Below are 26,288 nucleotides of genomic sequence, written 5' to 3'. Positions count from 1 at the left end.
CCTCTCTCAACGAGCTTCGCTACTCAAAGAGTTGCGCGATGGCCGCCTCATGACCAGGGGCTATACCGAGATCACCGCTACACCACACAGCGGGACACGGTCCCGGCATCAATACCCCGCTTGTACTCGACGATGACCGGCGCCCCGTTCTCGTCCAGGCCGAGCGAATCGATCCGCCCCCCATGCACCGGCCCGGTGCCGTACTCGCTCGCCAGGAACCGGACGCCCAGCAGCGTCTCCATCTGCGCCTCGACGAGACCCTGCACATCCGACTCGATCTCAGCCATACGCGGGACGACCTCGATCATGACGCTATTCATCGTGTCCACACGAAACAACTTCAGGCCCGACACCTCCCCTTCCGGTTCGGAGATCATCAACACTGAAGAGATACGGAAATGTTTCCGCCAGAGGCAAGGAAAGCGTGACGATGCTGTAACAGTCAGTCCCCAACAGAGCCGGTGGACGTGTCGGTGGGTGATTGCGCAGACGGCGAGTCCGAGGAATACTTCGTTAATGGCGTCGCATATTTCCCAGCGGATGCGTAGGCGGCGGAAGCCGTGGAGCCAGGCGATGGTGCGTTCGACGACATAGCGGAAGATGCCCAGGCCGCTGCCGTGCCGCTCGCCTCGCCTCGCCTTGCGATCACGGACCGGATTCCACGCTGCCAGAGCTGGCGACGATAGATGTCGTGCTCGCAGCCCCGGCCGGCCGCAGTCGACCGGGCTGGGCCCATTTTTGGGCCCCTGCGGGTAGCCCCCACGTGCGAGGAATCGATCACCGCCCGCGCCCAGTCCAGCTGGTTCTTCGAGCGCAGCTTCTCCAGCATCGTCCAGGCACTTGTGTCCACACAGCCACACCGGCACCCGGGGAGCGCTGCCGCCCGTTGGCCCTACGGCTCGTCGAAGGTCGGCTGCCTCCAAGGCTGTTCGGGGGGTGGTCCTTGAGCCCCGAGCAAGCGGGTGATCTTGATGGCCTCATCTTCTGACAGGGAAAGCAGCATGCGGGTGGTGGTGCCGAAGAGGGCATCGAGACGTACCTGCGTGCGTGTACCTCGAGCGCTGGCGGTCCGTGCGCCGAATAGACAGTGAAGCGTGGCACCGGTGGTGACCTTGGCATCGGCCGCGATCACGCCCTCTGCTTGTCCCAGGGCGTCACTGATGCCGTCGAGTTGAGCATCATGGGCGATGTCGTCTCCCGGTCCGCCGTACCCCACATGCCGGTTGGTGACAATCATGCTCAGCGAGGTGAGCGGAATGGTAAAGCGATCGGCTCGAGCCCGGACCTCCTCGAGAAGCGGCAGCTCATATTCCTCCGCTGCGGGAAGCTGTCGCCTGGACTGAGCTACCAGAACTCGGAAGCTCGGAGTCTGCAGGATGAGTTGCCCCGCTCGGATACTCCACTTCCATGGGCCGGCGCCCGGGGCAGCGGGCTCCGGGACAACCATGCAGACACGGCTGGTCCAAAGTTGAATCGCTTGCCGCATCAGGTGCTGCAAGTTGTCAGAGTCAGCAACGGCCGTACGGAGCAGTGCGGGGAGGGTGATCATGCGAACGACGCGGTCCCAGAAGCGGGGGTCGGGTATCTCCTCGGACTCCAGCAAGTAGGTCAGGGCTGTCTCATCTAGGTGTCCAAGAACTCGCGGCGGTCCGGGGAAGCTCGCGAGTGTGGAACCACCTCCTTGCCAGAGAGCTGCAAGGAATGCGGCCATTCGGTCGGAGACATCGTCTGTCATCCGCGCGGCCAGGGCTTCGACGGCTTCCCGGGTTGGGCCCGGATCGCCGGCGCGTGCGGCTTCGGCCCCCTGGGAGACGGTGTTCAGGAACTCCTCAGCTGCAGGGCCGTCGAGCTTGCCGCGCCCGCCCTCAAGTAGAGACCGCGACGCCAGATGCGGAAGTCCCGGAGACTCAGCCCGCGGCTCAAGAGTGCCGAGTGCCGGGGCATCGAGCAGTAGTTTGGGGTCGCCGTCAGGACGCAGCCGTGACGTCTCCGGCTCGTCAGCGTTGCGGAGCTCTCCCAGAGTAAGGAGCACGGGGCTGTTCTGCGTTGGTAGACGCTGCAGATCATCTTCCAGCTCATACCTGTTCGACGTAGTCCGGAGGTAGATGAACCGTCGCGGGGTACGGTCCCGGTCGGGCCACTCCACGACCATGTCGGGCACGTGTGTGTGATTGAAGAAGTCGGTTGTCGTGACCCTGGCGTGCGGGTCCAGGCTTCGGAGATGACGGGCAACAGCGCCTTTGACTCCGTCGATCATGTCTCGGTCATCGGGTTCGTCCAAAGCCCGGGCGATTGACTGCTCGACTACGTTCACCACGAACCATCGTTCCTACGGGTGAGTTCGGCTGCCACGATGGCTTCCCAGTCCTTGAGGGGCACGAGGGTCTCCTGTTTACCCGAGAGCACGATCAACCAGAGCCGTTCGGCCACGGACCGCGCGAGATCGCGATCCAGCAAGCGATCGGCCACCTCCGCATCAACGGTGTCGAAGATACGTTCCCGCTCCTGAAGGACAGCCGCTTCTACCTGCTCCGGGGAGTTGAGCCTGGACCATGCATTGGCCCGGAACGGGGCCCAAGTGATCCACATGAAGTGGTCGCTGAGGTGGTGCTCGTTTTGGGCAGCGACGTAGCACTTGGCAAGGAAGGCGTCGAAATGGGGCCCCTGATCTCCGGGTTGGCTGTAGTACTTGATCTCTGCGCAGAACGTGTCGTGATCGTAGGGTTCGCCACGCATGGACCCGCCAAGATCGAAGGAGAACGTACGACCTCCGTACGGCCACGACAGAGACAACCTGCGTCCGCACTTGTCAGAGTCTGTGTTCGCGTACGCAGCACGGATACGCATAGTGCTCTCCAGCCACTGCTTGGCTCTGCGGGCTCCCGAGAAGCCTTTGAGCTGAGCGTCCTCACCAACCACCACGACGTCATGCTAAGACGATCACCCAACTCCCGTCCCCGATATGCCACATCGCAGCAATCATCACTCTGCGTGACGGCAACGAGAGTCCGACTTGGAAGGCCCTCAGGTTCACGCGGCCGACCTACTCTTGTGCGCGTCGAGGCACGTGCAACGGCGTCCAGAGGTTCCTGCCACACAAACGCCCGCTTCTCGCAGGGCACAACGCGTGGAGATACTCGAGGCGGAATTGCCGTATCCAGTCCCGTCAGTCCCCGGACTCGGCGCACAGCGACATCGCCCCGCCCACCCCACCGAGCGGCAAGTCCGGCAGTACTCGATCACGTAGCAGACTGCTGATGCGAAGCCGCTACGGCTCAGCCGTTCAAGCTCACCAATGTCGTGACCACTGTGGCGACCAGCAGCAAGGTACCCGTGAAGGCCGTCGCAGCGTGAGCTACTGCTGCTGGATACGACGCTCGATCCCGACGCGCGAGGTAGCCGGCAATCACTGCGATGAAGATCGCAAAGACGAAAACGTGAGCAGTGGCGAAGAGGATGAGCATGTTGCGGTCCGACATGGCCCTGTACCTTTCGTAGTCAGCCCGGTGTAGTGACTGCAACTTTCTCGGAATGGCTGTTCACTGTGGTTCACCGGACGAAGATGAACACAGGCGGACAGCGGGGCTTGATCGGGCAGATCCAGAGGATGCGGTGTGGATACGGCTGAGGTTCGGGACCGCGCGGCACTGGCAGAGTTGAGAGCTTCCCTCGATGCCGGACGTGTGGCCCGAGGGCTCAACCAGACACAGCTGGCGCATGCTGCCAAGTTGGGCCGAACGACTGTCAACCAAGCTCTCAGCGCGAACGCCACTGGGCTCTCGGCCGACACCGTCGGCGCGCTGGGCCGGGCCTTAAACCTAGACGTGCGTCGGCTGTTGCAGCTTTGGGAGGCGGCATACGGCCGCGGTATGACAGCGTCCGTGGTCGCAGTCCCGGGGAAACCTATTGGGCACTGGGATCCGTACGATTTGGAAGTCCACCCGGCCGCTGTACCTCCGACGGCTGGCTCCGGACACAGGCGGCGAGAAAGCAAACATGGTCGGTATGCCGAGCTTCCGGCCTACGTCCGCCGCGGGCACGACGAAGTCCTCGCAACCGTGGTGACTGCGGCGCAGCACGGACGCAGCAGAATGGCAATGCTTGTGGGGGCCTCTTCGACCGGTAAAACCCGTGCGTGCTGGGAGGCGGTTCAGCCACTGGCCTCTGCTGGATGGAGGCTGTGGCATCCCTTCGATCCCACTCGTAGGGATGCCGTCCTAGCCGATATCAACCGGGTTGCGCCGCACACCATCGTTTGGCTCAACGATGCTCATCAGTACTTCGGCGCCAACGACGAGACCAGCGAGCGCATATCGGCTGCGGTTCACGGCCGGCTTACCGATAGGGACCGAGGGCCGGTATTGATTTTGGGGACCCTGTGGCCGGAGCACGCAAAAGCGTTAACGGAGCTTCCTCAGCCCGGTCGCCCCGATCCTTACGCACGGGTTCGCGAGTTGCTCGCGGGGCGACTCATCGACTTGCCAGACAGCTTCGACGACACAGCCCTCCGAGAGGCTGGGAACCTTGCGGCGGCAGGCGATCAGCAACTCGCTTATGCCCTGCAGCACATGGAGAACCGCCGCCTCACGCAGTTCCTCGCTGGCGTACCTGAGCTGGTGCGTAGCTATGCCACGGCATCAGCGCCGGAACGCGCGTTGCTCCACGCCGCAATGGACGCCCGTCGTCTGGGGGCTGGTATGCATCTACCGGTGAACTTCCTGGAGCGGGCGGCGGAAGGCTACCTCGATGATGTCGACTACGACGATCTCTCCGACGACTGGCTGAATCTGTCCCTCATGCACGTAACCCGCCCAGTTCACGGCCGTCTCGCACCTCTGCGCCGGATACGTCCGCGGCCGACCCGGCAGGGCGACACCGCCGCAGGTCCGACTGAAGAGTTGTACCGTCTGGCTGACTATTTGGAACAACAGGGACGGCGACGTCGTGCTCAGATGTGCCCTCCGGACTCTTTCTGGCAAGCGGCCTACGACCACCTCGCTACAGAAGATCTCACCAGCCTTGCCGACTCCGCACGCTCCCGAAACCGTCTGCAGTGGGCAGAACGCCTTGCTCGCAAGGCTGCGGCTTCGGGAAATCCCGAAGCACTCGTTCGAATGGCGGAGATCAGCGAGGCCGCAGGTGCGAGGGAGGAAGCTGACCGGCTGCTTCAGCGTGCGGCTGAATACGGCAATGTTACAGCGATGCTGCGCCTAGCAGTGGTGCGAGAAAGAACCGGTCGTCCCGAGGAAGCGGAGCGGTTCGCGCGAAGGGCTGCCGCAGGTGGTGACCCGAGAGCGCTGGCTCGTCTCGCTGAGATGCGAGAAGAACTCGGTAAGCGCGAAGAAGCAGAGCAGTTCGCCCAAGAGGCTGCTCAGGCTGGGTTCACCAGTGCTCTTGTCTGGCTAGCCGAAATGCGCGAGCTCGCAGGAGCGCATCAGGGGGCTGAGCGTCTCTGTCAGTGGGCTGCCAATGCCGGCAATAGCACCGCATATATACGGCTCGCCGTGATGCGCGAGGCAGCCGGAGCCAGGAATGGAGCGCAGCGGCTATATCAAGGAGCGGCCCGCGTCGGGAACGCGAGCGCTCTGGTTCGTCTCTCAGCGCAGAGGGAAGCGGCTGGCGACCGACATGGTGCCGAGCGCTTCGCTTCGCGGGCTGCCGATGCCGGACAGTCGTTTGCTCTCGTACGTATCGCCGAGATGCGCGATGCGACTGGAGCCCAAGCTGAGGCCGAGGAACTTGCGCAGAAGGCCATTCAGGCGGGCCATCGCTTCGCGGCCACACGCCTTGCGGCCCTACGCCAAGCGAGAGGGGACCTGGAGGGGGCTGAGCGCCTATACCAACTGGCCTTACGATCGGGCATCCCGAGCGCCGTCGCGCGGATCTGCGAGATTCGCGAACAGATGGGAGATGTCGAGGAAGCAGAAAATATAGCAATCCAAGCCGTAAGGGCGGGCAACCCGAGCGGCGCCTCACGGCTCGCAGACAGCAGAGAATGCAGGGGCGATCGCGAGGGGGCGGAACGGCTGGCCAAGCTGGCAGCAGGAGTCGGAGATAACACTGCGCTTGCTCGAATCGCCGAAATGCGCGAACTAGCTGGGGAGAAAGAAGACTCCGAGCGCTTAGCCTTGTTGTCCCTGGAAACAGGAACTACCAGCACTTTAGTGCGAATTGCGGATATGCGAGAATCGTCGGGAGACCTGGAAGGAGCCGAGTTGCTACTGAAGGCGGCGGCAGAGAACCGTGACACGTACGCTCTGGGAAGGCTTGCCATTATGCGGGAGATAGCAGGAGACCAGAGGGCAGCGGACGACATCGCACGGAGAGCTGCTGACGCCGGAAATCCTAGCGCCTTGCTCAAACTCTTCGATATGCGCAGAGAGATGGCGAAGAATAAGCGGGGGGGACGTTCGGTCGCCGATGAGAAGTACACCGCGCCAATCCCCTCTCACTAAAAGTGCAACAGAAAACTCCGCTGCAGGTCGCGCTCGCTCCGTGCAGGCCTTGCCGCAACAAACTCCTCGAACGAGCGCCACCTACGACATCTGCTCACGAACGCACAGGTCGCGTTTTACATCGTCTATCGCCGGTCTGCGCGTCCGCTTGATGGTGGACCGAACGCTTCCAACGAGCCGTCGACTAAAACGACCTGCCCGCTGCCACCGACCCAGACACCCTCGCCCACGACCTTATGATGATGGCGAATGGAATTTCAGTCCAGGGGGCCACGGGTCCACTGCGACGAACTCCAGCGGGTCACGGATGCCGCCCCTCGCACATGGCCACCCACCTGAGTTTGTCCTGCGGCCAACTCCCTCGAAGGCTGACTCGCAGAGAGCGACGTCAGGAAGTCCGAGTTCTTGGGCAGCGATCGCCGTCACCTTTTCAAGCGCCCCCACGCCCGCGGCGTATGTCGCTATGTTCGACCCGGGACGCACGGTGTTCAAAGTGATGCTGTCCAAAATTCGTTCGTTGTCCCGCATCTGCCTTACGGCTTAGAGGCGCTAACACAAAGACGTCGGGCGGTTCGTGGGTGCGCTCGCCCTCTGGGAGGGGCAGGCGCCGTGCCGCAACCATGTTCGGTGAGAATGGGCGACGTGAGGGGACAGGAACGCGGAGCGGTGGGGTGGCCTTGTTGAGCGAGTGGGCTGATTCGCACATGTTGCGGGAGTTCTTCGACGCAATCGTCGACAAGGACATCGGAGCCGCATCGACCTGGTTGCCGGGGATCCGCGAAGGGGCTGCTTCAGGCGACCCCTACTGCCACGAGGCGCTCGGCGCCTTCGCCCTTGAGATAGACGACGACCGTTCACAGGCGTACGAGCACCTGAAGGTTGCCGCCGACGCAGGCATACCCTCCGCTCAGCGTGGCCTTGGGCATCTCCTGATGGAAGGAGACCATAAGGATCACACTGCGGCCGCCGCCCTGTTCCACAAGGCCGCCCTTCAGGGTGATCCCTTCGCGCAGTACAACCTGGCCGGCATGTATCTGCGAGGCGACGGAGTTGCGCAGTCCGACGATGAGGGCCTCCGTTTCTTGGACATGGCCGCGCGGGGCGGCGTGAGTGAGGCCGCGATCCAACTGGCCGACATCAGACTGACGCAGGAGGATTTCGCTGGCGCCCGGCGCGCCCTGGAACGGCACATCCAATTGAGTGACGATCTTCCGCCTGCGTCCGCGCTGAACTTGGCCGCGATGTGCTACCAGGGCGTCGGTGGCCCGGTCGACAAGATCAAAGCCATGGGCAGCTCACTCAAAGCCGCCCAGCTCGGTGACCGCGACACCGGCCTCGGCTACGCCCGCACAGTGCTTGACGAGCTCAAGCTGACCAAGGACGACATCCGCCAGGCCATCGAGTGGGCACATGTGGGCGACTGGGCCCAGAGCCTCACGCGATGACTTCCCCGGACTTCACAAGAGCGGCTAGCTCAAGGAGCGGAGTTGTCGGTGCGTGATGAGGCAACAGGCGAGCTTGAGGAAGGCTTCATGGATGTCTGCTCGCCGTTCCCAGCGAACACGTATCCGACGGAAGCCGTGTAGCCAGGCGAAGGTCCGCTCTACCACCCACCGGTAGACGCCAAGTCCGGTGCCGTGGCGGGTGCTTCGGCGGGCGATGGCGGGCACGATGCCGCGGGCGCGGACTTGGTCGCGGTAGATGTCGTGGTCGTAGCCGCGGTCCGCGAACAGGGAATCCGGCTTGCGCCGGGGGTGGCCGACGCGTCCGCGGATGGGCGGAATCGCGTCCAGCAGCGGCATCAGCTGGGTGACGTTGTTGCGGTTGCCGCCGGTGAGGATGATGGCGAGCGGGGTGCCGTGGCCGTCGGTGATCAGGTGGTGCTTGGATCCTGCGCGGCCCCGATCGACCGGCGAGGGGCCCGTATGGATCCCCCTTTTAGGGCCCTGACGTGAGAAGAGTCGACCACGCAGCGGGACCAGTCGAGCCGGACTGCCGCGTTCAGTTCGGCCAGCAGCACCTCGTGCAGACGCTGCCAGACGCCAGTCTCGTTCCAGTCCCGCAAGCGACGCCAGCACGTCATCCCAGAGCCGAAGCCGAGCTCCTTGGGAAGGTGCTCCCACTGGATGTCAGTGTGCAGGACGTACAGGATCCCGCTCAGCACCTGTCGGTCTGGGAGCGGCCGGCGCCCGGGGTACCGAAACCGCCGTTTCTTCTTCGGCAGTAGCGGCTCGATCCGCCCCCAGAGGTCGTCCGGCACGATCCACGGTGAAGTCCCCACAACCCGGACAACGCCCAACTGCCCTGTCAGGCATGGCTACCAGGGCGATACACCTCATTGTGTTAGCGCCTCTTAGGGCCTGCCGGTAATCAACTCGTTGATTTGATCTTGAAGCTGCCGGGGTCAAGGAACCGGGCGATGTCATCTGGTGTGCGGAAGCGGGCTGTTGAGGCGGAGACTCGAACGCCTTGAACGGCCAGGAGCGGGCGGACGCCTTTCGCAGCCCGGCTGACCGTCATGGCGGTGGTGTTGAAGAGCTGACCCAAAAGGTCCATGGTCGCGATCTTCCGCAGGTGGAGCACGGTGACCAGGACTCTATCGGCTGGGGTGAGCTTGGCCTTGGCGCCCGCGCCGGGGGCCACCAGGCGCTCGTGGCCTCGACATGTGCGGAGCACTTGTTCGCGTTGAATCTCCATCGCTGGAGTCAATGTGTCGATGAGTTCGCTGAGGTGCTGACGGGGCATCCCGGTCAGTTCCGGGTCCTGGAGCTCATGCCGGGAGAGGCACGTCGGTCTGTCTGACAGGGCATTTTTCGGAGTGCTGCCGGTGGTCGCGGCGTCCGTCGGACGGTGAGGGTGGAGGGTGTAGTTCCAGTCGCCGTGGAAGCGATGGCGAGTGATGGGCAGGGAGGCAATCTCGTCGTCGCTGATGCGGATGCCGGTGGGGTACTCACCGCGGTCGAGTTCGGCATGGACGGTGAGGCCGGTGCGGCTGGTGGTCGCGGCGATCGTCTGGAGCATGACTTCGTGGCTGGTCAGGGGTCTGCCACGCCAGTTCATGGTGATGTGGGAGAACAGCCGGTGCTCGATCTTGTTCCACTTCGAGGTGCCTGGCGGCAGGTGGCACACCGTGATCTCAAGGCCGGTCGCGACAGCGAGGCCAGCGAGATGAGTCTTCCAGCCGCGGGTGCGGTAGCCATTGGAGCCTCCGCCGTCCGCAGTGATGAGCAGTCGGCGAGCGCTGGGGTAGTCGTGCCGGCCTTGGGCCTGCCACCAGTTCCGGATCGAGGCGACGGCGAACGCCGCGGTGTCGTGATCGTTTCCGATGCTAACCCAGCCGGCGTTCGCGGCCATGTCGTAGATTCCGTACGGGATCGCCTTCTCGGCCTGGCCGGGGAAATCGTGGGTCTTGACCCTCACGGGCTGTGCTGTGGGCCGCCATTCCTGCCCGGCGTTCTTGTAGTCGCCGATCAGTTCCTTCTTCTTGCTGTCCACGCTGATCACCGGGTCATCGGCGTCCCTATGATCTCGGGCCTGCTCGTTGAGGTATCGGAACTGGGCATCTCTGTCGGGGTGCTGAGCGCCCTCGATGGTCTTGACGTTGGCCTGCAGACTGAAGCCTTCCTCCCGTAGCAGGCCGGCGACTGTGTCGGCGGAGACCCGGTGGCCCTGCCGGGTCAGCTCCGCTGCCAGTTTCCGCGTCGACTTCGTCGTCCACCGCAGCGGTGACATCGGGTCACCGCGTTCGTCGGGCTCAACCAGCGCAAGCAGAGCCGGTCGCAGCCCTGGATCAAGGTCCACGGCCTTCTTCCGGCCCCCGCCAGGCCGGCGGATCCGCCCCAGCGGAGCTTGACCAGAGTCCAGTTCAGCCGCTCCGCGGGAGACCGTGCCTTCCCGAACCCCGGCTGCGGCAGCGACGAGCCTGATCCCGCCATGCCCCAGCGACAGTGCCTCCGCACCTATGGCCAGCCGACGCTGGCGCTCATCCAGATGCGGCAGCAACGCCTGGAACTTCGCAACCAGGACGCCCTCGATCCCCTCCAGTCTCCCCATACCAGAACAACGAGTTCCGCAGCAGGAAGCCACGACTTGTTTCCCGGCAGGCCCTTACACCACCCCGGGCAAAGGCAGCACCGTTCTCGTTAAGAAGGTCCCGCGCGAGGAGAGGTATCACCGCCCCGCGCTCACCGGCGTGCTCAAGCCCGGGGCCTCCGACGAGGAGGTCGCGGAAGGAGTGAAGCTCGTCTATCCGGAGATCTACGACTCGATCACGGGCAAACTTACGCGTGCCGCGGTGAAGCGAGCGTGGGAGGAGACCGTCGCAACACTCACGGACGAGGACTTCACGTCAGGTGACGAACTGCTGAAGACGGGCATGGCCCAGTCGGTGGCCGCTCTTCTGCCGGAGCCGATCTACATCCCCGCGGTGAAAGAGCTCAATGACGATTTGAAGACCACCAAGACGGCGACGTTCGGGCAGCTGTTGTCGATCCTCTTCGAGGACATCGAACATCGGCTGCCCCAACTGGAGTCCACCTTCAACCAGTTGCACGCCCAGCTCAACGTGGTACCCGGCGACGACGGTGCCCCCAAGGATGAGCGCTTGTCGGAGGTCAAGAAGATCGAGTCGCTGATCCAGAAGAACCTCCAGGAGTCGTTCCCGCGAGCCGAAGTCCGCCTGGAGATTTCCCCGCCCCAATTGCGCAGCCTGCTGGACGAAGCCCAGATCTCCGTGAACGACGGGATCAGCGGCCCGTTCAAGACCAAAGGCGACGGCCTGCGACGGTCCGTGGCGTTCGCGATCCTGCGCGCCTACGTGGATCTCAAGACCACGCGTCCGGTGCGCGCCGACGCCTCCCAGCAGTCGTCGCTGCTCCTGTTCGAGGAGCCTGAGGTGTTCTTGCACCCGCAGGCGCAGCGCAAGCTGTTCGAGGCCCTGACCCTCTTCTCCCAGTACAACGATGTCCTCGTCAGCACGCACTCGTCCGCCTTCTGCGCTCCGGGCGGGACGCAGACGTTCGTCAAGGTGGTGAAGGATCGCTCCTTGACTCCGCCGGCCAGCCGGACCTGCGTGGTCGACCTGTCCGAGATGGATGCCCGCGACCAGTCCGAGATCATCACGCACGAGAACAATGAGGCAGCGTTCTTCGCCACCTCCGTGCTCTTGGTCGAGGGCCCGAGTGATCGCACACTCCTCACGCACATCGCACGCACCCTCAACCCGCAGTGGGACTTCGACAAGCAGGGCGCTGCCATCGCCAAGGTCGAGGGCAAGGGCAGCATCGAGCGGTGCCGTCGCTTCTTCGAGCGCTTCGAGATGCGCGTCGCCGTCGTCGCTGACCTGGACGTCATCCTCAGCGGATTCGATAAGCTGGACGCCAGCGTCGCGTGCCGCCAGCTGCGCGAGAAGGTCGCCTCCAAGGTGCAGGAGCTCGTAGCGGCCGAGGACGCCAATCCGTCCAGCAGTGATCTGAGGAGTCTCGCCAAGAACGGCAGTGCGCGCTCGCTGTGGGAACAGGCCCAGCTCAAGAAGGAAGAGCACGCCAAGGGGCTCTGCACATTCGACGAGTTGAACGCTGCCATCGATGCGTTCTTCGCCCGCTCCACCTCGGCGACGGCCCTGCGGATTCTGGCAGAAGCCAAGGACCCGGAGCTGAGGGGAATGAAGTCACAGCTGCTGCAGATGCTCCGCCACGAGGACATCTACGTGTGGGAGCTGGGAGCAATCGAGGCCTACTACCCCGCCCTGGAAGCGAACGAGAAAAACAACAAGAACAACCGGGCCCGGAACTTCTGCGAGCGCCACGACACCGCGGATTCGGTCCGTTCCCTGTCGGCTTTCCGCGACTCGGATGCCTGCGAGTTCGACCTGGTCTTCGCAGCCTTCTTCCGCTCGACACTGCCCGTACCCGACACCGCCGAAGTCCCCAAGCAGGCCGCGTCGGCCGAGGCCGCTCCGGCTGCGGCTGCGGCCGCGGCCGCGGCGACGGACTGATCCCGCTCGGGCAATGGGATGGCGCTCTGCCCTGACGGGACTCGATACGTGAGGCCTCAGCACGGCGCTCTCCTCTGCCAGTGCCGAGATTCGGCCGGGAACTGCCCCTCAGACAGTCCCCGGCCCCGCTTCAAGCGCTGATTCCCGGGGTCGGCATTCTCGGCCATTAGCGGAACTGGGCAGGCTTCGGACAGGGCGACTGGGCGTTCTCCACGTACGTGATCTGTGCGTCTTCCAGACGGATGCTCGCGCTACGCCCCCTATCGGCGCCGTTCACCGGTGGGACCCACACGTCGATACGGTCTCCGTTGGGACCAAAGGTCACCAGAGCTCGGTCCTCGGGCGGACGCACCCCGAAGAATGGCGCGTCCTCGGACACGAATCTCAGACACACATGCCCTGCCTGGAGTCCGAAATAGTTGCCGGTCACGTTGCCCGTGGCCTCGGCTTCTCGGGCTGCCCACCCCGCTCTTCCGGCTGTGAAGAGCACGATCCCCGCCATGGCGACGCCGAACAGAGCGCCGAGTGCCAGCGGCGGAGTCCACATCATCCACGTGGTGCGCGGATCGGCAGAGGAATTCAGATACCGGATCCAGCCCACGTAGGAGACGGCAAGAAGCACTGTTCCGCAAGCTACCCAGAGAACCCAGAGCCCGGCCCAGACCGTGCCGAGCCCATCGGTCGTTTCAGCGGAGATTCCGAAGGAGTACAGGTACCGCTGCTGCACCTGAACGCCGAGCCAGGTAGTAAGCGGGATCGACACAGGGATGAGCACCGGCAGTATCCACGGGACTGCTCGGTGTGTAACTGTTCCCCGGATCGCGAGGACTGTGCCGATTGTCACGTAGGCAGCCATCACAATCACCAAGGACTGAGCGGCCCCATGCGAATTGAAGCCCAGATCCTCCCACTTGCCGAACGCAGCGATGACGATCAGTGCGAACCCTACGACCAGGCCCACCGTCGCAGTCAGTTGCCAGCCAGTGCGAGCTTGTGGTTGCCGAAGGGTGTGTCGATCCGGGTCACGTCGCCGATTCGGGATCGAATGCCTGGAAAGTTCAGCTCGCGCCGTCCAACGTGCTCGCGCCTGACGGCGTCTGCCGGACTCTTCCTGATCCAGCGGGACCCTCACCAAGCGGACGGTTCCGAGGTCTTGATCATGTTCGCCGCTGCCAGCGATGAAGTGCGCCAGCTGCCACACTCGCTGGCGTGCTGATGCTGGCCTGCCCCTCATCTGCCATTCTGCGAGAGGACGGTTCACCCGTTCAACCAGGGCGGCATCACGGCAGTGGGCGGAAAGAGCCACTGCCCGTGCGTGGGCATCAAAGCTGGCTACGGCCTGTTCCACTGACCCGTCTCGTACTGCCTGGATGCGCCCTTCAACGATGCGCAGCGCCCAACCGGCGTCAGGCACGATCCGTGTTTCGTCCTGCATGGGGAGCCGCGCGGGCCAGCCTAGGGAGTCGCATAACTCAGAGAGGAGGTTCACCTCTTCCGGCCGATCGAGGACTTCCACCACCATGTGGACGCGGCGATTGTAGGGGGCCCGACCATCGGCGGAAGTTGCACTGCCCGTACTCGTTGTCGGGGTGGGGCCCTGCACCTGCGGTGATGACGGAGATGATGAGGCTGTCACCCAGGGATTCTCGTTGATCTCCCGGCCATCCAGTCAAGTCGCTCCAACGTACTTGCCTCATGACTCCCTGCACGGGACTTTGCCTGACCGCCCCGCTTTTCGATCGGACGGCTCCGCGACCTTCGTGGCGGCTACTGATGTGCCCGGCGGGCCTCAGATGGCGTGTGGATCAGTTCCTCCATCAACGCGAGCATGTCCTCGAGCCCCCGGGCCCAGCCGGGGAGAGTGAGGTACTGAACGGTGCTGAGTGCGATAGCGGCTTCGCCGAGGATCCCGGCGTCCCTGGCATGTAGGCCGCCAAGGCGGGCCCACTGATCCCACATACAGTGCTCCATAAGGCGGTGCAGGATTTCGGGGTGGGTGTCAGTCCGGGGGATGAGTTCCCACAGCAGGCCGGATGCGACGGCGCAGCGGCTGACGGCCTGGCACAGGTCTTGGTCGTGGGCGTGCCCCAACAGCGCGCTCAGGCTGTTCAGACCGCGGGCCATGGGCGACTGCCCTATCGGATTTCTGCCCTCGAGCTCGGCTTTGAGGTGGGCTTTCCGGATCCCGTTGACTGCAGTCGAAGGCCGTGCCAGGCCAGCCTCCCAGGCATCCATCAAGGCGTCGAAACCGACATCGTATGTGCCTCCGATCAGCAGCTGCGCTCCGAGCTCGATCAGGTCCCGCTGGAAAAGATGGCGCAGAGCCAGAGGAGCTGCCTCCGGTAGGTCAACGCCTGCGGCCGCTGCGGCAGAGCGCAGCATTCCGTCGACGTCGTGGCGGGAGTATCGGCGCTTTTCGAGGAGGCGGGCGGCGGCTCCTTGCCGGGCGTTGTGGTCGGCATCTGAGTCGCCTTGCGGCACGTGCGTGATGCCTGCTTTGACGAGGGGGCGGTGGAGTGTGGCGAGCAGATCGGTACGCAGGAGCTGAGCGGTCCTCGGGGTGGCATCTGTTGCCCAGAAGGTCCAGCCGAGCCAGCTGATGCTGCGTCCTGCCTGCGATGCCATAGCCAGCCAGGCTGCTCGCAGCACGAGATCGGTACGCAGGTGTCGGGATGCGGGATCGCGCCATTGCGCAGTCGGGGGTAGCCACGCGCGTTGGCGCCAGCGCTCCAGCTGTGTCGCGCTGACGGTGACTCCGTGCCGTTCAACGTCGGCGATGAACGCCTCGACCATGGTCGGTGGTTGGCTGCGTGTCATGTTCGTTCCTCCTTGCTGCAGGCGAGCGTCGCCAAGGCGGTGTAGACCGTGCTTGCTGTGACCACAGCGTTCATCCACGTCTCGGTATGCACAGTCAGCACGCCGACCATTGCTGCCACGAGCAACAGCCTCACTCCCGTGCCACCTGTGCCCGGCTCCTCCTGTGCGATCACCTGACTGCCCCTTCGTTGCATCCCGCCGCAGACTCGGGCAGTTGACCCGCCCTGCGGTTCGGGTGGCCGTGCATCCATCAAGCCACGCCTGTGGGATGCCTGCTGGGAAAACCTCGCGGGGCACTGCCCGCAGGTTAATCCGCACTCTCTGCCCATCCTCGAAGCGCTCGTCAGGAGATCGGACGGATCCGGGTGAGAACCTCACAGGCACTGAGGATCCGGGCTGACGTCTGCACTGCGGCGCCTTACCGAGGGGCGTTGTGCACGGAGTTGCACGAGAAGCGCGCTCACCCACCGTGCCGCCCCAAGGGCAGTTGGAGGTTGATGGGTGAGCGACGTTGCAGCGCGGCTGCCCTTGAGTGGGCACCGCGATCCAGCCCTGCCCCGCACCATGGCGTCGTTGTGGCGAATCCGTGAGAGGGAGGGGTGGGCATGGGCCTCGAGACGGGACATTGGCGAGAGGAACAGCTGTTGGAGGAGCGTGCCTTTGTGGAGGTGCAGCGCGCTGACACGAAGGCGACGGCTTTGTGCGGGGTTGCCGGCGGGTTCCTGGCGGCCGGCATCGCCGTGCTGTCGAGTGCGAGGGGCGTGCCGCCGGTCTGTCGACTGCTTGTGCTGTTGGTGTGTGTGCTGCTGGTCTGTGCGGTCGGCGCGGCGTTGTGCGCCCTGCGGCCGGTGGTGCCCCGGGAGGGGTTGCGCACCGTGCTGGCCCGCAGGGCTGGCGGGTCCAGCCCTCACAGCGGCGGGGTATCGGACGGGGGCGGGCGGTCGGAATGTTGTTTTCAGGTGCTGGCGCGACTGGCGGACAGGAAGTTGCGGACGGTCCGCTTCTCGACCGATCTCGTACTGGTGGCTCTGGTTGTGGCTGGAATATGCTTGTTGAGCGGTTTCGCCATTGGTTGAGACGATCACTGGCATGTGACGGGCGCACGGTACAGGGGGGCCTGTGTATCAGCCGCATGCTGTAGTGATCGGGAACGCGTCGTGGGATCGTCTCAAAGCGCTCGCGCCGCAGCGCGTGCGTCCCGCACGCAGTGTGCTGCTGCGTCAGGGGGATCCGGCGACCCACGTCATCGTGCTGGAGTCCGGATCCGTGCTGATCACGCTGTCCGGCAGCGGCGGGGAGCGCACGCTCCTTGCGGTGCGCGGCGCGGGCGAGCTCCTCGGCGAGCTGGCCGTTTTGGACGCTCAACCGCGCAGCGCCACGGTCATCGCAGCCGAGGCCTGCCGGGTCCACGTCATTCCGGCACACGTCTTCCTCGGCTTCGTGGAGGAGCACGGTCTGCACACGTGCCTCCTGCGTCATGCCATCGCACGCGTCAGAGAGTCGGAGTCGGTGCGCCTAGAACTGGCCACCGCGTCCGTGCCGCTGCGGCTGGCGGCCGCCCTGTCCCGGCTGACCGAGGCCGCATCCGCGGGACCGGCGCGGTTCGAGGTGCGGCTGACTCAGACGGAGCTGTCGCAGATGATCGGCGCCTCGCGCAATGCGGTGGGCAATGCGCTACGGCCCTGGCGCGAACACGACTGGGTGCGCACCACACCGGGCGGTGGTCTCCTCGTCCGCGACATGCGGGCCATCCGCTCCTACGCCCGCCAGCAGCCGTGACGCGCAGCACGACGCGCGTGCCCAGTACTGGGCAGCGCTAGAGGTCCACTCCGATCAGCATGGGCACCTTCCGACCTCCCCTCCTGAAAGGACGGTGCCCGATGACGGCTACGCGCCCTGAACCAAACGTGGATGTGCCGGCCGAACTGGCCCTGCTGGCTGTCGACATGGAGAAGTACAGCAAGATGCCCGAAGCCGGGATGGATGCTGTGCGCTGCGACGTGGACGACATCCTCGACACCGTGCTCGCCGACTGCCGACTGCCTTCCCTCGATGACCTCGAGGGATACAAGGACAGCGGCGACGGAGCCTTCCTCCTCTTCCCCTTTACGGTGCTGGCCCGGCTGGTGGACCCGCTGCTGAGCCGGCTGGCCGAAGCTCTGCGGCGTTACCACCGGGAACAGCTGACCGACAGCCCGCTGGTACGGCTGCGTGTCAGCATTCATGCTGGCCCGCTGTCCCTGCCCCGTCACCGCGGCGACGCCATCAACGACACGGCCCGCCTCCTCAACAGTGAGGCCGCCCGCCAGGCGCTCGCCGCCGCCACGGACAACGGCGGCTTCCTCGCAGCCGTCATCTCCGAACTCGCCTACGACTACACCGTGCAGGCCGGCCGCACACCCGACCTGTCCGAACACCACTTCCTCAAGACGCACGCCACGGTCGCCAACAAGCCCGGCTATCAGGCGCCCTGCCGCGTCCACGTGCCGAACCTGAGCGGATCGGCCCTGCACGCCTACCTCACTGACACCACCGCCACCGCGCCCGCGCATGCGCCCGCAAGTGCCGGCACGGCGACGGCGCCGTCGGCAGGCGGCACCTTCCACTTCCACAAGGAACTGCACGACCCCACGATCGCCAACACCATCGAACACCTCGACCGCCGACGGTACTGACCACGGGCCGTCGAACCGCGCTCGCTCTTCCACCTCACTATCGATGGAGCATCCGCATGCCCGAAACACCCCACGGCCCCCAGGAGCCGGACCCCACCGAGCCGCCCGCCGGAGCCAGCGACCCTCAGCCGAACGGGTCCGGCAGCTGGCTGACCCGGCGATGGCGCCCGGAAGGAACCGCCGGATTAGCCTTTCAGGTGCCCGAGCGGGACGACTTCGCCTTCCCAACCGCTCCTGCGCAGCCGGCCAGTGACGAGCCCCACCCGCCTGCCCGCAAGAGCACGGGCGGCGACACACACGTGTACGGATCTGTCGATGTCATCGCGCATGACATTCACCGACTGGAGCAGACAACCATCAAGCGGGAGCTGCTGGAGGGCGGTGAACTCATCCGGGCGCAGCTCCTCGCGCAGCCCTTCGTGCGCAGCCCACACTGGGACCACGTGTGGGAGCAGGCCCTCGTGCCGGACGGCGGGCTCCTGCGTCAGCCCGTCACCGTCATCGTGGCACCCCGGTCCTGTGGCTCCACCACGTTCGCGCGGCGGCTGATGGCGCAGCACACCAGTGGCAGCACCCGGCTGGTCAGACTCGACCCTGACTGGAAGGCTCCGCGCCGGGGCCGACTGCCGGTGGAGCCGGAGCACGCCTATCAGTTCGACCTAAAGCATCCGGAGAACGACCAGCTCTCGGCCGATTTCCTTGACTCCCTCTCTCACCACGCCTCACAGCTGCGCGCCGCCCGCTCCTATCTGGTGCTGACCGTGGCGCAGAGCCTGTGGAGCGACCCCCGTCTCAGCGGCCGCGACGGCATCCAGGTGCTCAGGCTCAACGAACCACCCGATGCGGTGCAGCTGGTCGATGCCCACCTGCGGACCTTCGGCTTCGACCAACTGGCCGGAGTGCTGAGCTCCTTCCCTCAGGCCGCGGCTGCCTTGCGCGGGCTCGATGCGGTGGCCGCCGCACGGGCCGTGCAGACCGTCGTGCTCGCTTGGAAGGAACCCCCGCCCAATCATGCTCCGGTACCGGCCGGCGGCGAGGGGGAACCCCTGCCCGGGCTGGAAGAGCGCATCAGCGCCGCGCTCACCGACTGGTGCGATGAACTCGACGAGCTGTTCGGCGAGATGACCGACCGGCGCGATCCCACGACGCCCTCGCTCCCCGTCGAGGACCGCTGCCTGCTGGTAGCCCTTGCCGTGCGGCAGTCCGCCCCGATGCCCGATGTCGCCGGCAGCGCGGCCGCCCTGCTGAAGGAGATCGGCCACGCCCCGGCGCGGCCCGGCACCGCGACCGGCTCCGGCACCATCCCCACCGTCCTGGCTGGCCGGGGCCTGCGCCGACGACTGCAGGAGGTCGGAGCCCGCGTCGACATGCAGGACACCGTGATCTTCGACCGGCCCGCCTACGGCCGCGCCGTCCTGGAATACGTGTGGGACAACTACGACGTCATGCGCGAACCATTGCTAACCTGGCTGGCCGCGACGGCGCAGAACGCCGACCTGGACGACCGGGCAGTCGGTGCGCTGGCCCAGCTCACCGTCCGGCACGGCACCATGGACCACCTGACCCTGCTCGGCTCCCTCACCCGCGACAGCCACCCTCAGATACTGGGCGCCGTCATGGAGAGCGCCGTCCGCAACGAGCACATCGGCCGCCTGGCCTGGGAAGCGCTGTACCGGTGGGCGGGAGCGGACGGATACGCGCCCACCGTGGTCTCGCTGTGCCAGCGCATCCTGCGGGACACCACCGTCGCCGCCCCACACGCCCGGCGTGCCATGGTGCGCCTGCGGCGCGTCGCGCACACGTCCAAAGAGCCCGCCGTGCGGGGGCACGTGCTCAGTGTCTTCGAGGACTTGGCAGGCCAGCCCGCCACCACCCCGTTCCTGGTGGACGAGGTCAGGGCCTGGCAGGCCGACAAGGGCTCCCCGCGCAGCGGCTCTCTCGCGTTTCTCGCACTGATGAGCGCCCAGGGCGACGGCAGCCCGCAGCTGCTGTCCTTGCCGGGCATCGACACGGCCCGGGCCGTGCAGGAACTGCTCAGCTCGCCCACGACCGCCCCTGAGGTCATCTCCCGGCTGACCGAATGGATCGGCAACAGCACCAAGGACCCGGCCGCCTACACACAACTGCGCGACCTGCTCCTGCCCGCGCTGCGCGGCCACAACATGTTCGAGGCCGGCATGAAGCTCATGCAGGAACTCCAGGGCCTGTCCACCGCCGACGGCGTCAGCGTGGCTGACGACTTCTACGGCCACCTCGTCGACAGCCGCCTGCACACCGTTTTCCCCCTGCCGGGAGCCGCCGGATGAGATGGCCCTGGCACCGCACCATACGCACCAGCGCATCCGCCCAGCCCCTGCTGCTGCCCAGCGCCACCGACGGCATCGCCTTCGAAGCCGTCTACACCATCACCTGGCGACCCCACTGGCGCACCCACCCCCACACTGACGCAGCGGTACGGGTACACATCCACCAGGCAGCCACCACCACCGCCCTACACCTGAACGCCACCGACCTGCCCGCAGCCCGGGACGCCATCAACGCAACGCTCGGCGCACTGGCACGCTCCGGCCCCGGCTACCGCCTGACAGCCGCCAGCGCCGCACTGGACCTGTCCCCCGCCGCACGCGAGGAACTGGCCCAACGGGCCGCGGACGAAACCCGGGTACGCCGCCTGCGGTACCTCAAAGCCAACCTCTACGACCGGCCCGACCTCGTCGTCATCGACCAGCTCGAACACCGCTCCCCCGGCCAGCTGCACGAGGACAGCCTCGCCGAACTGCAACACCTGGCCCGCCTGATCCACTCCTGCGACCGCTGGTGGTTCCCACTCCTCCAGCAGTGGGAACAGATCGGCGCCGGATTCAAAGACGGCGAACACCAACAACGCGCCATGCTCGTACTCCACAACGCCCTCACCGCCCTCACCAACGGCCAGTCGCCACAAGACTCCCAACCCGCCACAGCCAACGGTGACAGCCTGCCGCAGGCAAAGCCATGACCACCCTTCTGTGGCGCATCATCCTGGCCCCCGCCACCAGCTGGCGCGCCTGGCGTCTCCTCCGACGCAACACCACCGGACAGTCCTACGACACCGCCTGGCGCGCAGCTCGCCTCGACCACCACCCCGACGAAATGGTCTACCGACTCCACGGACACCAACCACCAGACCCAGACCCCCACAAATAGCAACCCCCGCACAAACGGATGGCGAGCAGCGCCAACGTGGTGGTCGCCACGGTCATCCGGTAGCCGAGGACACAAGATCCGGACCATTTCCGGACCAGTCCCCGACCGAAGGCTGCGCCAACTACCATTTCGCCTGCTCAACATGGGTGCAGCTGCTGTTCCACCAACAGACGAAGAACCTCCTCGTCTCCTACAGCCCTCAGAAGCTTGGGTTCTTCTAGAGCTTGAAGTCGGTTGTCCGGAGCCTTTGTTGAGCTCCAGACAACTTCACGTCTTAACCACGCAAAGTCTTCCCCTAAGGGCTGTCCCGTAAATGATCTATGAGTCGCCTCGGGCGAGGTTGTGCATCCGTGCGATGCCGAGCATGGCGTGGTGGACGCCATCGCCTCTCAGACGGCAGTCGCGCAGGATCCTCCAGGTCCTCATGCGGGCGAAGACGTGCTCAACGAGGGCCCGGACCTGCTTGTGGGACTTGTTGTGTTCCTCCTTCCAGTCCGGGAGGCCACTCTCGCCGCGCTTGCGACGGTGCGGGATGACTAGTCCGGTGCCCGGGCGGCCCCCGTCGGCGATCGTGATGGTCTTGCCGACGGCGGCCTTGGCGCCGGACTCCTCCCATGCCTTGCAGTCGTTGCGGTTCCCGGGGAGCGGCCGACCGACCACGACGACCAGGCGGGTGTCGGCGTCGATGACGACCTGGTGGTTGATGAAGTATCCATAGTTTTTCGACTGCTCGGCGATGGCGTGGTCCCGGGTGGGGACCAGGGTGCCATCCACGATGAGTACGGCGTCCTTGGCGAACCGCTTGCGCGACTGGAGCGCGAACATCGGCCCCACGTGGTCGATGATCCTGTTGGCCGCCGACTTTGAGATTCCGAACAGTGGGGCCATTTGTCGCATGGTCAGGTTCGTTCGCCAGTAGGCGGTGACTAGCAAGGTCCGGTCTTCCAATGGGAGGCTCCACGGCCGGCCCTTGCGGACTGAGTCCGCATCTGCGCGACCTAGTACCGTCACCAGCTTCCCGAAGGCTCGCGGGCTCAGCCCGGAGAACGGGGCTGTCCAGGACGGCTCCGAAGCCGTGATCACACCAGTCACATCGAGATCGTCTCGTCTATGTGACCACTTCTACAGAGAGCCACCGAGCGCATCCGGATGCCGTTCTCCTGAGCTGCGACACTCTGCACGTGATCTATCCCGCGCCAGACCAACTGTCCTCCGCCGAACGTGCCTTCATGATCAACGCCACCGAGATCGACATCCTCCCCGGTGTTTGGGGTGATCTCGACGAGCCGCTGGTCTCAGGGTCTGCCTCGGCTCTCGTCCCGATCCTCCTTGCCCTCGTCGACAGAGGATGGATCGAAGTGTGCCGGGTCGTTCCCTGGACTGCGCCGGATGGCACTCCCGGAGAGCAGCCCGGTCTCCCCATCGCGAAGCAGGACCTTCCGCTGTCCTGGCGGACGTCGAGAACTGGGAGTACCCGCAATCCAGCACGTGGCTGGGGTGCCTCACGCTGACCCTCACCGAAGCGGGACAAAGCATCCCCCGCTGACGCTCAGTTGGCAGCCCTCCGCGCTCCGCGCTCCGCGACTGCCGCCTCAAAGGCGAAGGCGTTCACCATGCCATGCTCGGCATCGCCCCTACACAGCCTCAACCTCGGCGGATGAGACAAAGCGTCGCCGGCCGATCGACATGTCGTAGATCATTTACGGGACAGCGCTTAGGCACGTCAGGTTGCAGATCTAGCTCCCATTACAGCTCCTCCGGGCCAACCACGGGCCAAAGAGCGGCCTCGAAGGAGCACCTTGTCTTGCCGGGGGCAGGGGCCTCTGGTCAAGCTCGCTCGTCACGAGCGAACGCCTCCGTCACTCGTAGCCGCGGAGCGCCGCTGCGATCTCGTGGTTGGTGAAGAGGATCTGCTCGATGTAGCGCGAGTAGCGCGGCGCGCCCGGTGGAGGGGTACCAGAGCGGCCGTTCTTGTAGACGTAAGAGGTGCCCCCGGGGCTGGTTTTTCCTTGTTCGGTTTCTTGCCCTTGGCCTTGATCTCAGCTGCGGTGTCCGGGCGGCCACCAGTGCACGAGATCTCACCGGTGTGGCACCCGACCACGCCGAGTCCGGACGGGTCCGCGACGGTGGTCGGGGTGCTGTTGGCATAGCCGTAGCCGTTGAGCGACTGGTGCTGATCCGGCATGAGCAGCGAGTCGACGCTGAGGAACTGCCCTGTGGAGGGGTCGTACTCGCGGGTGCCGACCTGGGTGATGCCGGTGGAGCCGTCGGCGCTCTTGCCGAGGAAGCCCTTCCCCCGCCGCCGCGCTCGCCGCGCCCTGCGCCGCCCCGCCAGCCCTGGAACCCTGTCCGGCGTCCGAGGGCGGCGCCCCCTTCAGGAGTACCGAGAGCAACCGGCCCGGTGTCCCTCGTCAACACCCCGCGGTGGGGGGTCAGGGCAGGACCGTACGTCTATCAGGGAGGGGACCGGCAGGACGGCGGTGACCGACGGACGCTGCGTCGCGTCCGGCGTTCATCGCGGCCGCTCGGCAGAGCGGCTAGGGCGGACTGATCACTTACGCCGTCAAACGGTGTTCTCCGGGGCGGCGAGGTGGCGTTGGCGCGCGGCCTCGACGTATCGCGGAGCCAACTTCATCTCATGGGCTTCGGGCACCTCGTAGGGGACCGCTGTCCGGGGGCGGGCGGTCGCCCTTGCCGCTGCTACCGTCCCGATTCCCACCCTTCGTGTGCCAACGCGCCCCACGGACGGTGGGCTCCCCACGAAACGTCATTGTCACCCGGCCCACCCAGGAGCCCTGCCATGTCTGCCCGCGCCGCCGGCGGCCCTCCCGTTTCGAGCGATCCCGATCCCGATCCTGGCCCCGATCCCGCCTTCCTCGTATGGGCCCGTGGGCTGTGTGAAGACCTCTGGCTGACTCTCGGCGAGATCGACCCGTCCAACGACTTCCTCGCCTTTCTGTGGCAGGTGTTCACCAGCAACGGCGAAGCTCCGTCGGACCGCGTCGCTCCCCTGATCCAGCAGCGCAGGATCGAACTGGCCCGGCATTACATGCGGTACTTCGTCGTCCGGGCACGCCAGGAGACCGGTCTCGCCGTCGAGGAAGCGATGTCGTTCTCTGCGCCCGACGCACTCGAACCCACCGGGCTGACCCAGGTCGGCAACCTCAGCATCCAGGGCATCCACCGCGCGGACGTCGCCCGCGACACCGCCGAGGCCGTCCAGGACTACGTCATGGCCCGCTATCGGACGGTCTGGCCGCAGTGCCCCGCGCATCGCCTCGGCTTGCACCCCGTGCTGACGGACGGCGTCCCGCAATGGAACTGTTCGTCCGGCGACCACAGCACTCCGATGCTGAGCAGCGACCTGGGGGGTCCGGGCACCGTCGAATCTCGGCCCCACGGACGCATGAGGTAAGAAGGCATCCGTGACCGAACCGCCGCCCCGGCCCGCCACCCAGCACGCGTTCATCGCCCTCGCACCGCCCGACGACGCGAAGAACGAGCTGGCGCACGCCCTGAGCCCGGCCTACGCCGCCCATCCCGACCTGCGCTGGAACCGCATCGAGGACTGGCACATCACCCTCGCCTTCCTGGGCGAGCTGCCGGTGGAGAGCGTGCAGCGGCTTCGTTCACCGCTCGCCGAGCTGGCGGCTGCCCGGCCCTCCGTCGAACTGGCGCTGCACGGTGGCGGCCACTTCGACGAGCGCGTCATGTGGACGGGCGTGCGGGGAGACCTCGACCAGCTGCACGAGCTGGCCGAGGCCGTACGGGCGCGGGTCAGGGAGTGCGGCGTCGCCTTCGTCGAACGCCCGTTGCGTCCCCACCTCACGCTGGCCCGCGCCCGCCGCTCCGACACCGCGTCCGTGACGGCGGCCGCCGCCTGCCTCGACGGGTTTGCCGGGAGCCCCTGGCGGACCGAACGGCTGCACCTGGTCGGCAGTACGGTACGAGGCCACTCGGGCCCTCGGCGTTATCAGGACATCGACGCATGGAACCTCGTCACCGGTCACCCATCACCGGAGCAAGGCTTGCCGGTCCGGAAGCGCCTCGGGCTCAACGCTGACGCCTGACGCCTGACGCCTGACGCCTGACGGCTGACGGCTGACGGCTGACGGCTGACGGCTGACGGCTGACGGGTCACGACTGACGGGGCACACCTCACCGCTCACGGCTCACGGCTCACGCGTCACAGCTCACGGCTCGCCTTCGCGTCTCAGACCGCCAAGATCCCGCCATCCACCGCCACATGGCTACCAGTGGCGAACGACGAGCGGTCGCTCAGCAGCCACAGCGCCGCCTCCGCGACCTCCCGCGGTTCAGCCATCCGCTTCTGGATCTGCCGCGCGACGAACGCCTCTTCGAGGGCCGGGTTCGCCTCGACCGCCGCGCTGATCATCTCCGTGCGCGTGGTTCCGACGACCAGGGAGTTGACGCGGATGCCCCGCTCCCCGTACTCGGCGGCGGCCGCCTTCGTCAGCCCCAGTACGGCGTGCTTGGCCGCCACGTAGGGGGCCGGGGCGCCGGTGGCGATGATTCCGGCCGAACTCGCCGTGTTGACGATCGCTCCTCGGCCGGCGGTCAGCATGACGGGGATCTGGTGGCGCAGGCAGTTCCAGGTTCCCCGCACATTGACGTCCATGATCCGGTCGAAGGCGTCCTGCGGCTGCTCGTGCAGCGGGCCGAAGACGGCGCCGGCGTACCCCGCGTTGTTGAAGGCTCCGTCGAGTCCGCCGAAGCGCTCGACGGCCGTGGTGACGGCTCGTTCGACGTCCTCGGGCCGCGCCACGTCGCCGACGCTCGCCGCGGCCCGTCCGCCGGACTCCTCGATCTCCGCGACGAGTTGGCCGAGGAGGTCCTCACGCCGGGCCATCAGGACGACGGACGCGCCCTCGTCGACGAACAGCCGCGCGGCGGCCGCCCCGATTCCGCTGGACGCCCCCGTGACCATCACGGTCCGGCCGGCCAACTGACCGGCGGAGCGCGCCGGTTGTATTCGATCAGTCATGGGTCCGAGTAAAGCATCCGGGGAGGGCGCCGACCGACTCCATTTCCTTGTCCGTACGCACGCTTCCAGGCCCGTACGCTTCCAGGTCCGTACGCTTCCAGATCCGCACGCTTCCAGATCCGTACGCTTCCACGTCCGTACGCTTCCAGGACCCC

Annotated in this window: 21 protein-coding genes and 3 pseudogenes; 11 read left to right on the top strand and 13 right to left on the bottom strand. The window is 65.9% G+C overall.

Features of this window, described 5'->3' with window-relative positions; genetic code table 11:
* Positions 1–89: 89 nt before the first annotated feature.
* The 5 genes and pseudogenes from C1N81_RS38930 to C1N81_RS38910 all read right to left on the bottom strand — a co-directional run.
* Positions 90–353 (bottom strand): annotated as a pseudogene (locus C1N81_RS38930) (transporter); the annotation flags it as partial.
* A 176-nt stretch (positions 354–529) separates the two neighbouring features.
* Positions 530–715, bottom strand: a pseudogene (locus tag C1N81_RS38925) (IS5/IS1182 family transposase); the annotation flags it as partial.
* Positions 716–892: 177 nt separating this feature from the next.
* Positions 893–2,317: a hypothetical protein gene (locus tag C1N81_RS38920; protein ID WP_394436109.1), complete on the bottom strand. Its 1,425-nt coding sequence runs from the start codon at positions 2,315–2,317 to the stop codon at positions 893–895.
* Entirely contained in the window at positions 2,311–2,922 is a 612-nt protein-coding gene (locus C1N81_RS38915) for a hypothetical protein (RefSeq protein ID WP_394436108.1), read from the bottom strand. Before C1N81_RS38915 ends, C1N81_RS38920 begins: the two co-directional genes overlap by 7 nt.
* A gap of 353 nt (positions 2,923–3,275) precedes the next feature.
* A complete protein-coding gene (locus tag C1N81_RS38910) occupies positions 3,276–3,479 on the bottom strand; it encodes a hypothetical protein (RefSeq protein WP_394436107.1) in 204 nt (67 codons plus the stop codon).
* A 612-nt stretch (positions 3,480–4,091) separates the two neighbouring features.
* On the opposite strand from C1N81_RS38910, the gene C1N81_RS38905 reads away from it, so the two are divergent.
* Together C1N81_RS38905 and C1N81_RS38900 are read left to right on the top strand one after the other, a co-directional pair.
* A complete protein-coding gene (locus tag C1N81_RS38905) occupies positions 4,092–6,455 on the top strand; it encodes a transcriptional regulator (RefSeq protein WP_394436106.1) in 2,364 nt (787 codons plus the stop codon).
* Positions 6,456–7,126: 671 nt separating this feature from the next.
* Positions 7,127–7,900, top strand: a complete 774-nt coding sequence (locus C1N81_RS38900) for a tetratricopeptide repeat protein (protein ID WP_394436105.1) — start codon at positions 7,127–7,129, stop codon at positions 7,898–7,900.
* A 24-nt stretch (positions 7,901–7,924) separates the two neighbouring features.
* On the opposite strand, the gene C1N81_RS38895 is transcribed toward C1N81_RS38900, so the two are convergent.
* Positions 7,925–8,736 (bottom strand): IS5 family transposase gene (locus C1N81_RS38895; RefSeq protein ID WP_394436104.1). Its coding sequence is split into 2 segments (ribosomal slippage): positions 7,925–8,395 and positions 8,398–8,736, totalling 810 coding nucleotides; the frame shifts between segments, so codons are not numbered across the junction.
* 89 nt (positions 8,737–8,825) lie between these two features.
* A complete protein-coding gene (locus C1N81_RS38890; protein ID WP_394427512.1) occupies positions 8,826–10,508 on the bottom strand; it encodes an ISAzo13 family transposase in 1,683 nt (560 codons plus the stop codon).
* Between the two features lie 181 nt (positions 10,509–10,689).
* Between C1N81_RS38890 and C1N81_RS38885 the strand changes: the two genes are divergently transcribed.
* Positions 10,690–12,450, top strand: coding sequence for an ATP-dependent nuclease (locus tag C1N81_RS38885; protein WP_394436103.1), 1,761 nt, complete (start codon positions 10,690–10,692; stop codon positions 12,448–12,450).
* A gap of 166 nt (positions 12,451–12,616) precedes the next feature.
* Here the strand turns inward: C1N81_RS38885 and C1N81_RS38880 are convergent, their stop codons facing one another.
* From C1N81_RS38880 to C1N81_RS38870, 3 genes are all read right to left on the bottom strand, one after another.
* The gene (locus C1N81_RS38880; protein WP_394436102.1) at positions 12,617–13,972 is read right to left on the bottom strand and encodes a hypothetical protein; all 1,356 of its coding nucleotides are present in this window, start codon (positions 13,970–13,972) and stop codon (positions 12,617–12,619) included.
* Between the two features lie 245 nt (positions 13,973–14,217).
* Positions 14,218–15,267, bottom strand: coding sequence for a hypothetical protein (locus tag C1N81_RS38875; RefSeq protein ID WP_394436101.1), 1,050 nt, complete (start codon positions 15,265–15,267; stop codon positions 14,218–14,220).
* Positions 15,264–15,440, bottom strand: coding sequence for a hypothetical protein (locus C1N81_RS38870; RefSeq protein ID WP_394436100.1), 177 nt, complete (start codon positions 15,438–15,440; stop codon positions 15,264–15,266). The genes C1N81_RS38875 and C1N81_RS38870 overlap by 4 nt, the downstream gene beginning before the upstream one ends.
* A 432-nt stretch (positions 15,441–15,872) precedes the next feature.
* Between C1N81_RS38870 and C1N81_RS38865 the strand changes: the two genes are divergently transcribed.
* The 5 genes from C1N81_RS38865 to C1N81_RS38845 all read left to right on the top strand — a co-directional run bounded on the left by C1N81_RS38865 (position 15,873) and on the right by C1N81_RS38845 (position 20,940).
* Complete coding sequence (locus tag C1N81_RS38865; RefSeq protein WP_394436099.1) at positions 15,873–16,343, top strand: hypothetical protein; 471 nt, start codon at positions 15,873–15,875, stop codon at positions 16,341–16,343.
* A 43-nt stretch (positions 16,344–16,386) separates the two neighbouring features.
* A complete protein-coding gene (locus tag C1N81_RS38860) occupies positions 16,387–17,046 on the top strand; it encodes a Crp/Fnr family transcriptional regulator (RefSeq protein WP_394436098.1) in 660 nt (219 codons plus the stop codon).
* A 101-nt stretch (positions 17,047–17,147) separates the two neighbouring features.
* Positions 17,148–17,942, top strand: coding sequence for a hypothetical protein (locus tag C1N81_RS38855; protein WP_394436097.1), 795 nt, complete (start codon positions 17,148–17,150; stop codon positions 17,940–17,942).
* Positions 17,943–18,241: 299 nt separating this feature from the next.
* Complete coding sequence (locus tag C1N81_RS38850; protein ID WP_394436096.1) at positions 18,242–20,248, top strand: hypothetical protein; 2,007 nt, start codon at positions 18,242–18,244, stop codon at positions 20,246–20,248.
* Complete coding sequence (locus C1N81_RS38845) at positions 20,245–20,940, top strand: hypothetical protein (protein WP_394436094.1); 696 nt, start codon at positions 20,245–20,247, stop codon at positions 20,938–20,940. Before C1N81_RS38850 ends, C1N81_RS38845 begins: the two co-directional genes overlap by 4 nt.
* 506 nt (positions 20,941–21,446) lie before the next feature.
* Here the strand turns inward: C1N81_RS38845 and C1N81_RS38840 are convergent.
* Complete coding sequence (locus C1N81_RS38840; RefSeq protein ID WP_394436093.1) at positions 21,447–22,220, bottom strand: transposase; 774 nt, start codon at positions 22,218–22,220, stop codon at positions 21,447–21,449.
* Between the two features lie 484 nt (positions 22,221–22,704).
* Here C1N81_RS38840 and C1N81_RS38835 point away from each other — a divergent pair.
* Positions 22,705–22,789 (top strand): annotated as a pseudogene (locus C1N81_RS38835) (IS5/IS1182 family transposase); the annotation flags it as partial.
* Between the two features lie 179 nt (positions 22,790–22,968).
* Here the strand turns inward: C1N81_RS38835 and C1N81_RS38830 are convergent.
* A complete protein-coding gene (locus C1N81_RS38830; RefSeq protein WP_394438532.1) occupies positions 22,969–23,382 on the bottom strand; it encodes an RHS repeat-associated core domain-containing protein in 414 nt (137 codons plus the stop codon).
* 546 nt (positions 23,383–23,928) lie between these two features.
* Here C1N81_RS38830 and C1N81_RS38825 point away from each other — a divergent pair.
* A complete protein-coding gene (locus C1N81_RS38825; RefSeq protein WP_394436092.1) occupies positions 23,929–24,543 on the top strand; it encodes a hypothetical protein in 615 nt (204 codons plus the stop codon).
* Between the two features lie 10 nt (positions 24,544–24,553).
* Positions 24,554–25,198, top strand: coding sequence for an RNA 2',3'-cyclic phosphodiesterase (gene thpR, locus C1N81_RS38820; RefSeq protein ID WP_394436091.1), 645 nt, complete (start codon positions 24,554–24,556; stop codon positions 25,196–25,198).
* Between the two features lie 143 nt (positions 25,199–25,341).
* Here the strand turns inward: thpR and C1N81_RS38815 are convergent, their stop codons facing one another.
* Positions 25,342–26,133 carry an SDR family NAD(P)-dependent oxidoreductase gene (locus tag C1N81_RS38815; protein ID WP_394436090.1) on the bottom strand — a complete coding sequence of 264 codons (792 nt, stop codon included), beginning with the start codon at positions 26,131–26,133 and terminating at the stop codon, positions 25,342–25,344.
* Positions 26,134–26,288 lie beyond the last annotated feature (155 nt).

The sequence above is a fragment of the Streptomyces sp. SGAir0957 genome (genome assembly GCF_043523415.1).
This window is presented reverse-complemented; position numbering and strand designations above follow the sequence as displayed.

What these genes read in the sequence shown, in the direction of transcription:
- C1N81_RS38855 (WP_394436097.1), top strand. Translation starts at nt 17,148, where the DNA reads ATGACGGCTACGCGCCCTGAACCAAACGTGGATGTGCCGGCCGAACTG.
- C1N81_RS38815 (WP_394436090.1), bottom strand. Translation starts at nt 26,133, where the DNA reads ATGACTGATCGAATACAACCGGCGCGCTCCGCCGGTCAGTTGGCCGGC.
- C1N81_RS38880 (WP_394436102.1), bottom strand. Translation starts at nt 13,972, where the DNA reads ATGGTGGTGGAAGTCCTCGATCGGCCGGAAGAGGTGAACCTCCTCTCT.
- C1N81_RS38875 (WP_394436101.1), bottom strand. Translation starts at nt 15,267, where the DNA reads ATGACACGCAGCCAACCACCGACCATGGTCGAGGCGTTCATCGCCGAC.
- C1N81_RS38910 (WP_394436107.1), bottom strand. Translation starts at nt 3,479, where the DNA reads ATGTCGGACCGCAACATGCTCATCCTCTTCGCCACTGCTCACGTTTTC.
- C1N81_RS38845 (WP_394436094.1), top strand. Translation starts at nt 20,245, where the DNA reads ATGAGATGGCCCTGGCACCGCACCATACGCACCAGCGCATCCGCCCAG.
- C1N81_RS38865 (WP_394436099.1), top strand. Translation starts at nt 15,873, where the DNA reads ATGGGCCTCGAGACGGGACATTGGCGAGAGGAACAGCTGTTGGAGGAG.
- C1N81_RS38825 (WP_394436092.1), top strand. Translation starts at nt 23,929, where the DNA reads ATGTCTGCCCGCGCCGCCGGCGGCCCTCCCGTTTCGAGCGATCCCGAT.
- C1N81_RS38890 (WP_394427512.1), bottom strand. Translation starts at nt 10,508, where the DNA reads ATGGGGAGACTGGAGGGGATCGAGGGCGTCCTGGTTGCGAAGTTCCAG.
- C1N81_RS38905 (WP_394436106.1), top strand. Translation starts at nt 4,092, where the DNA reads ATGGCAATGCTTGTGGGGGCCTCTTCGACCGGTAAAACCCGTGCGTGC.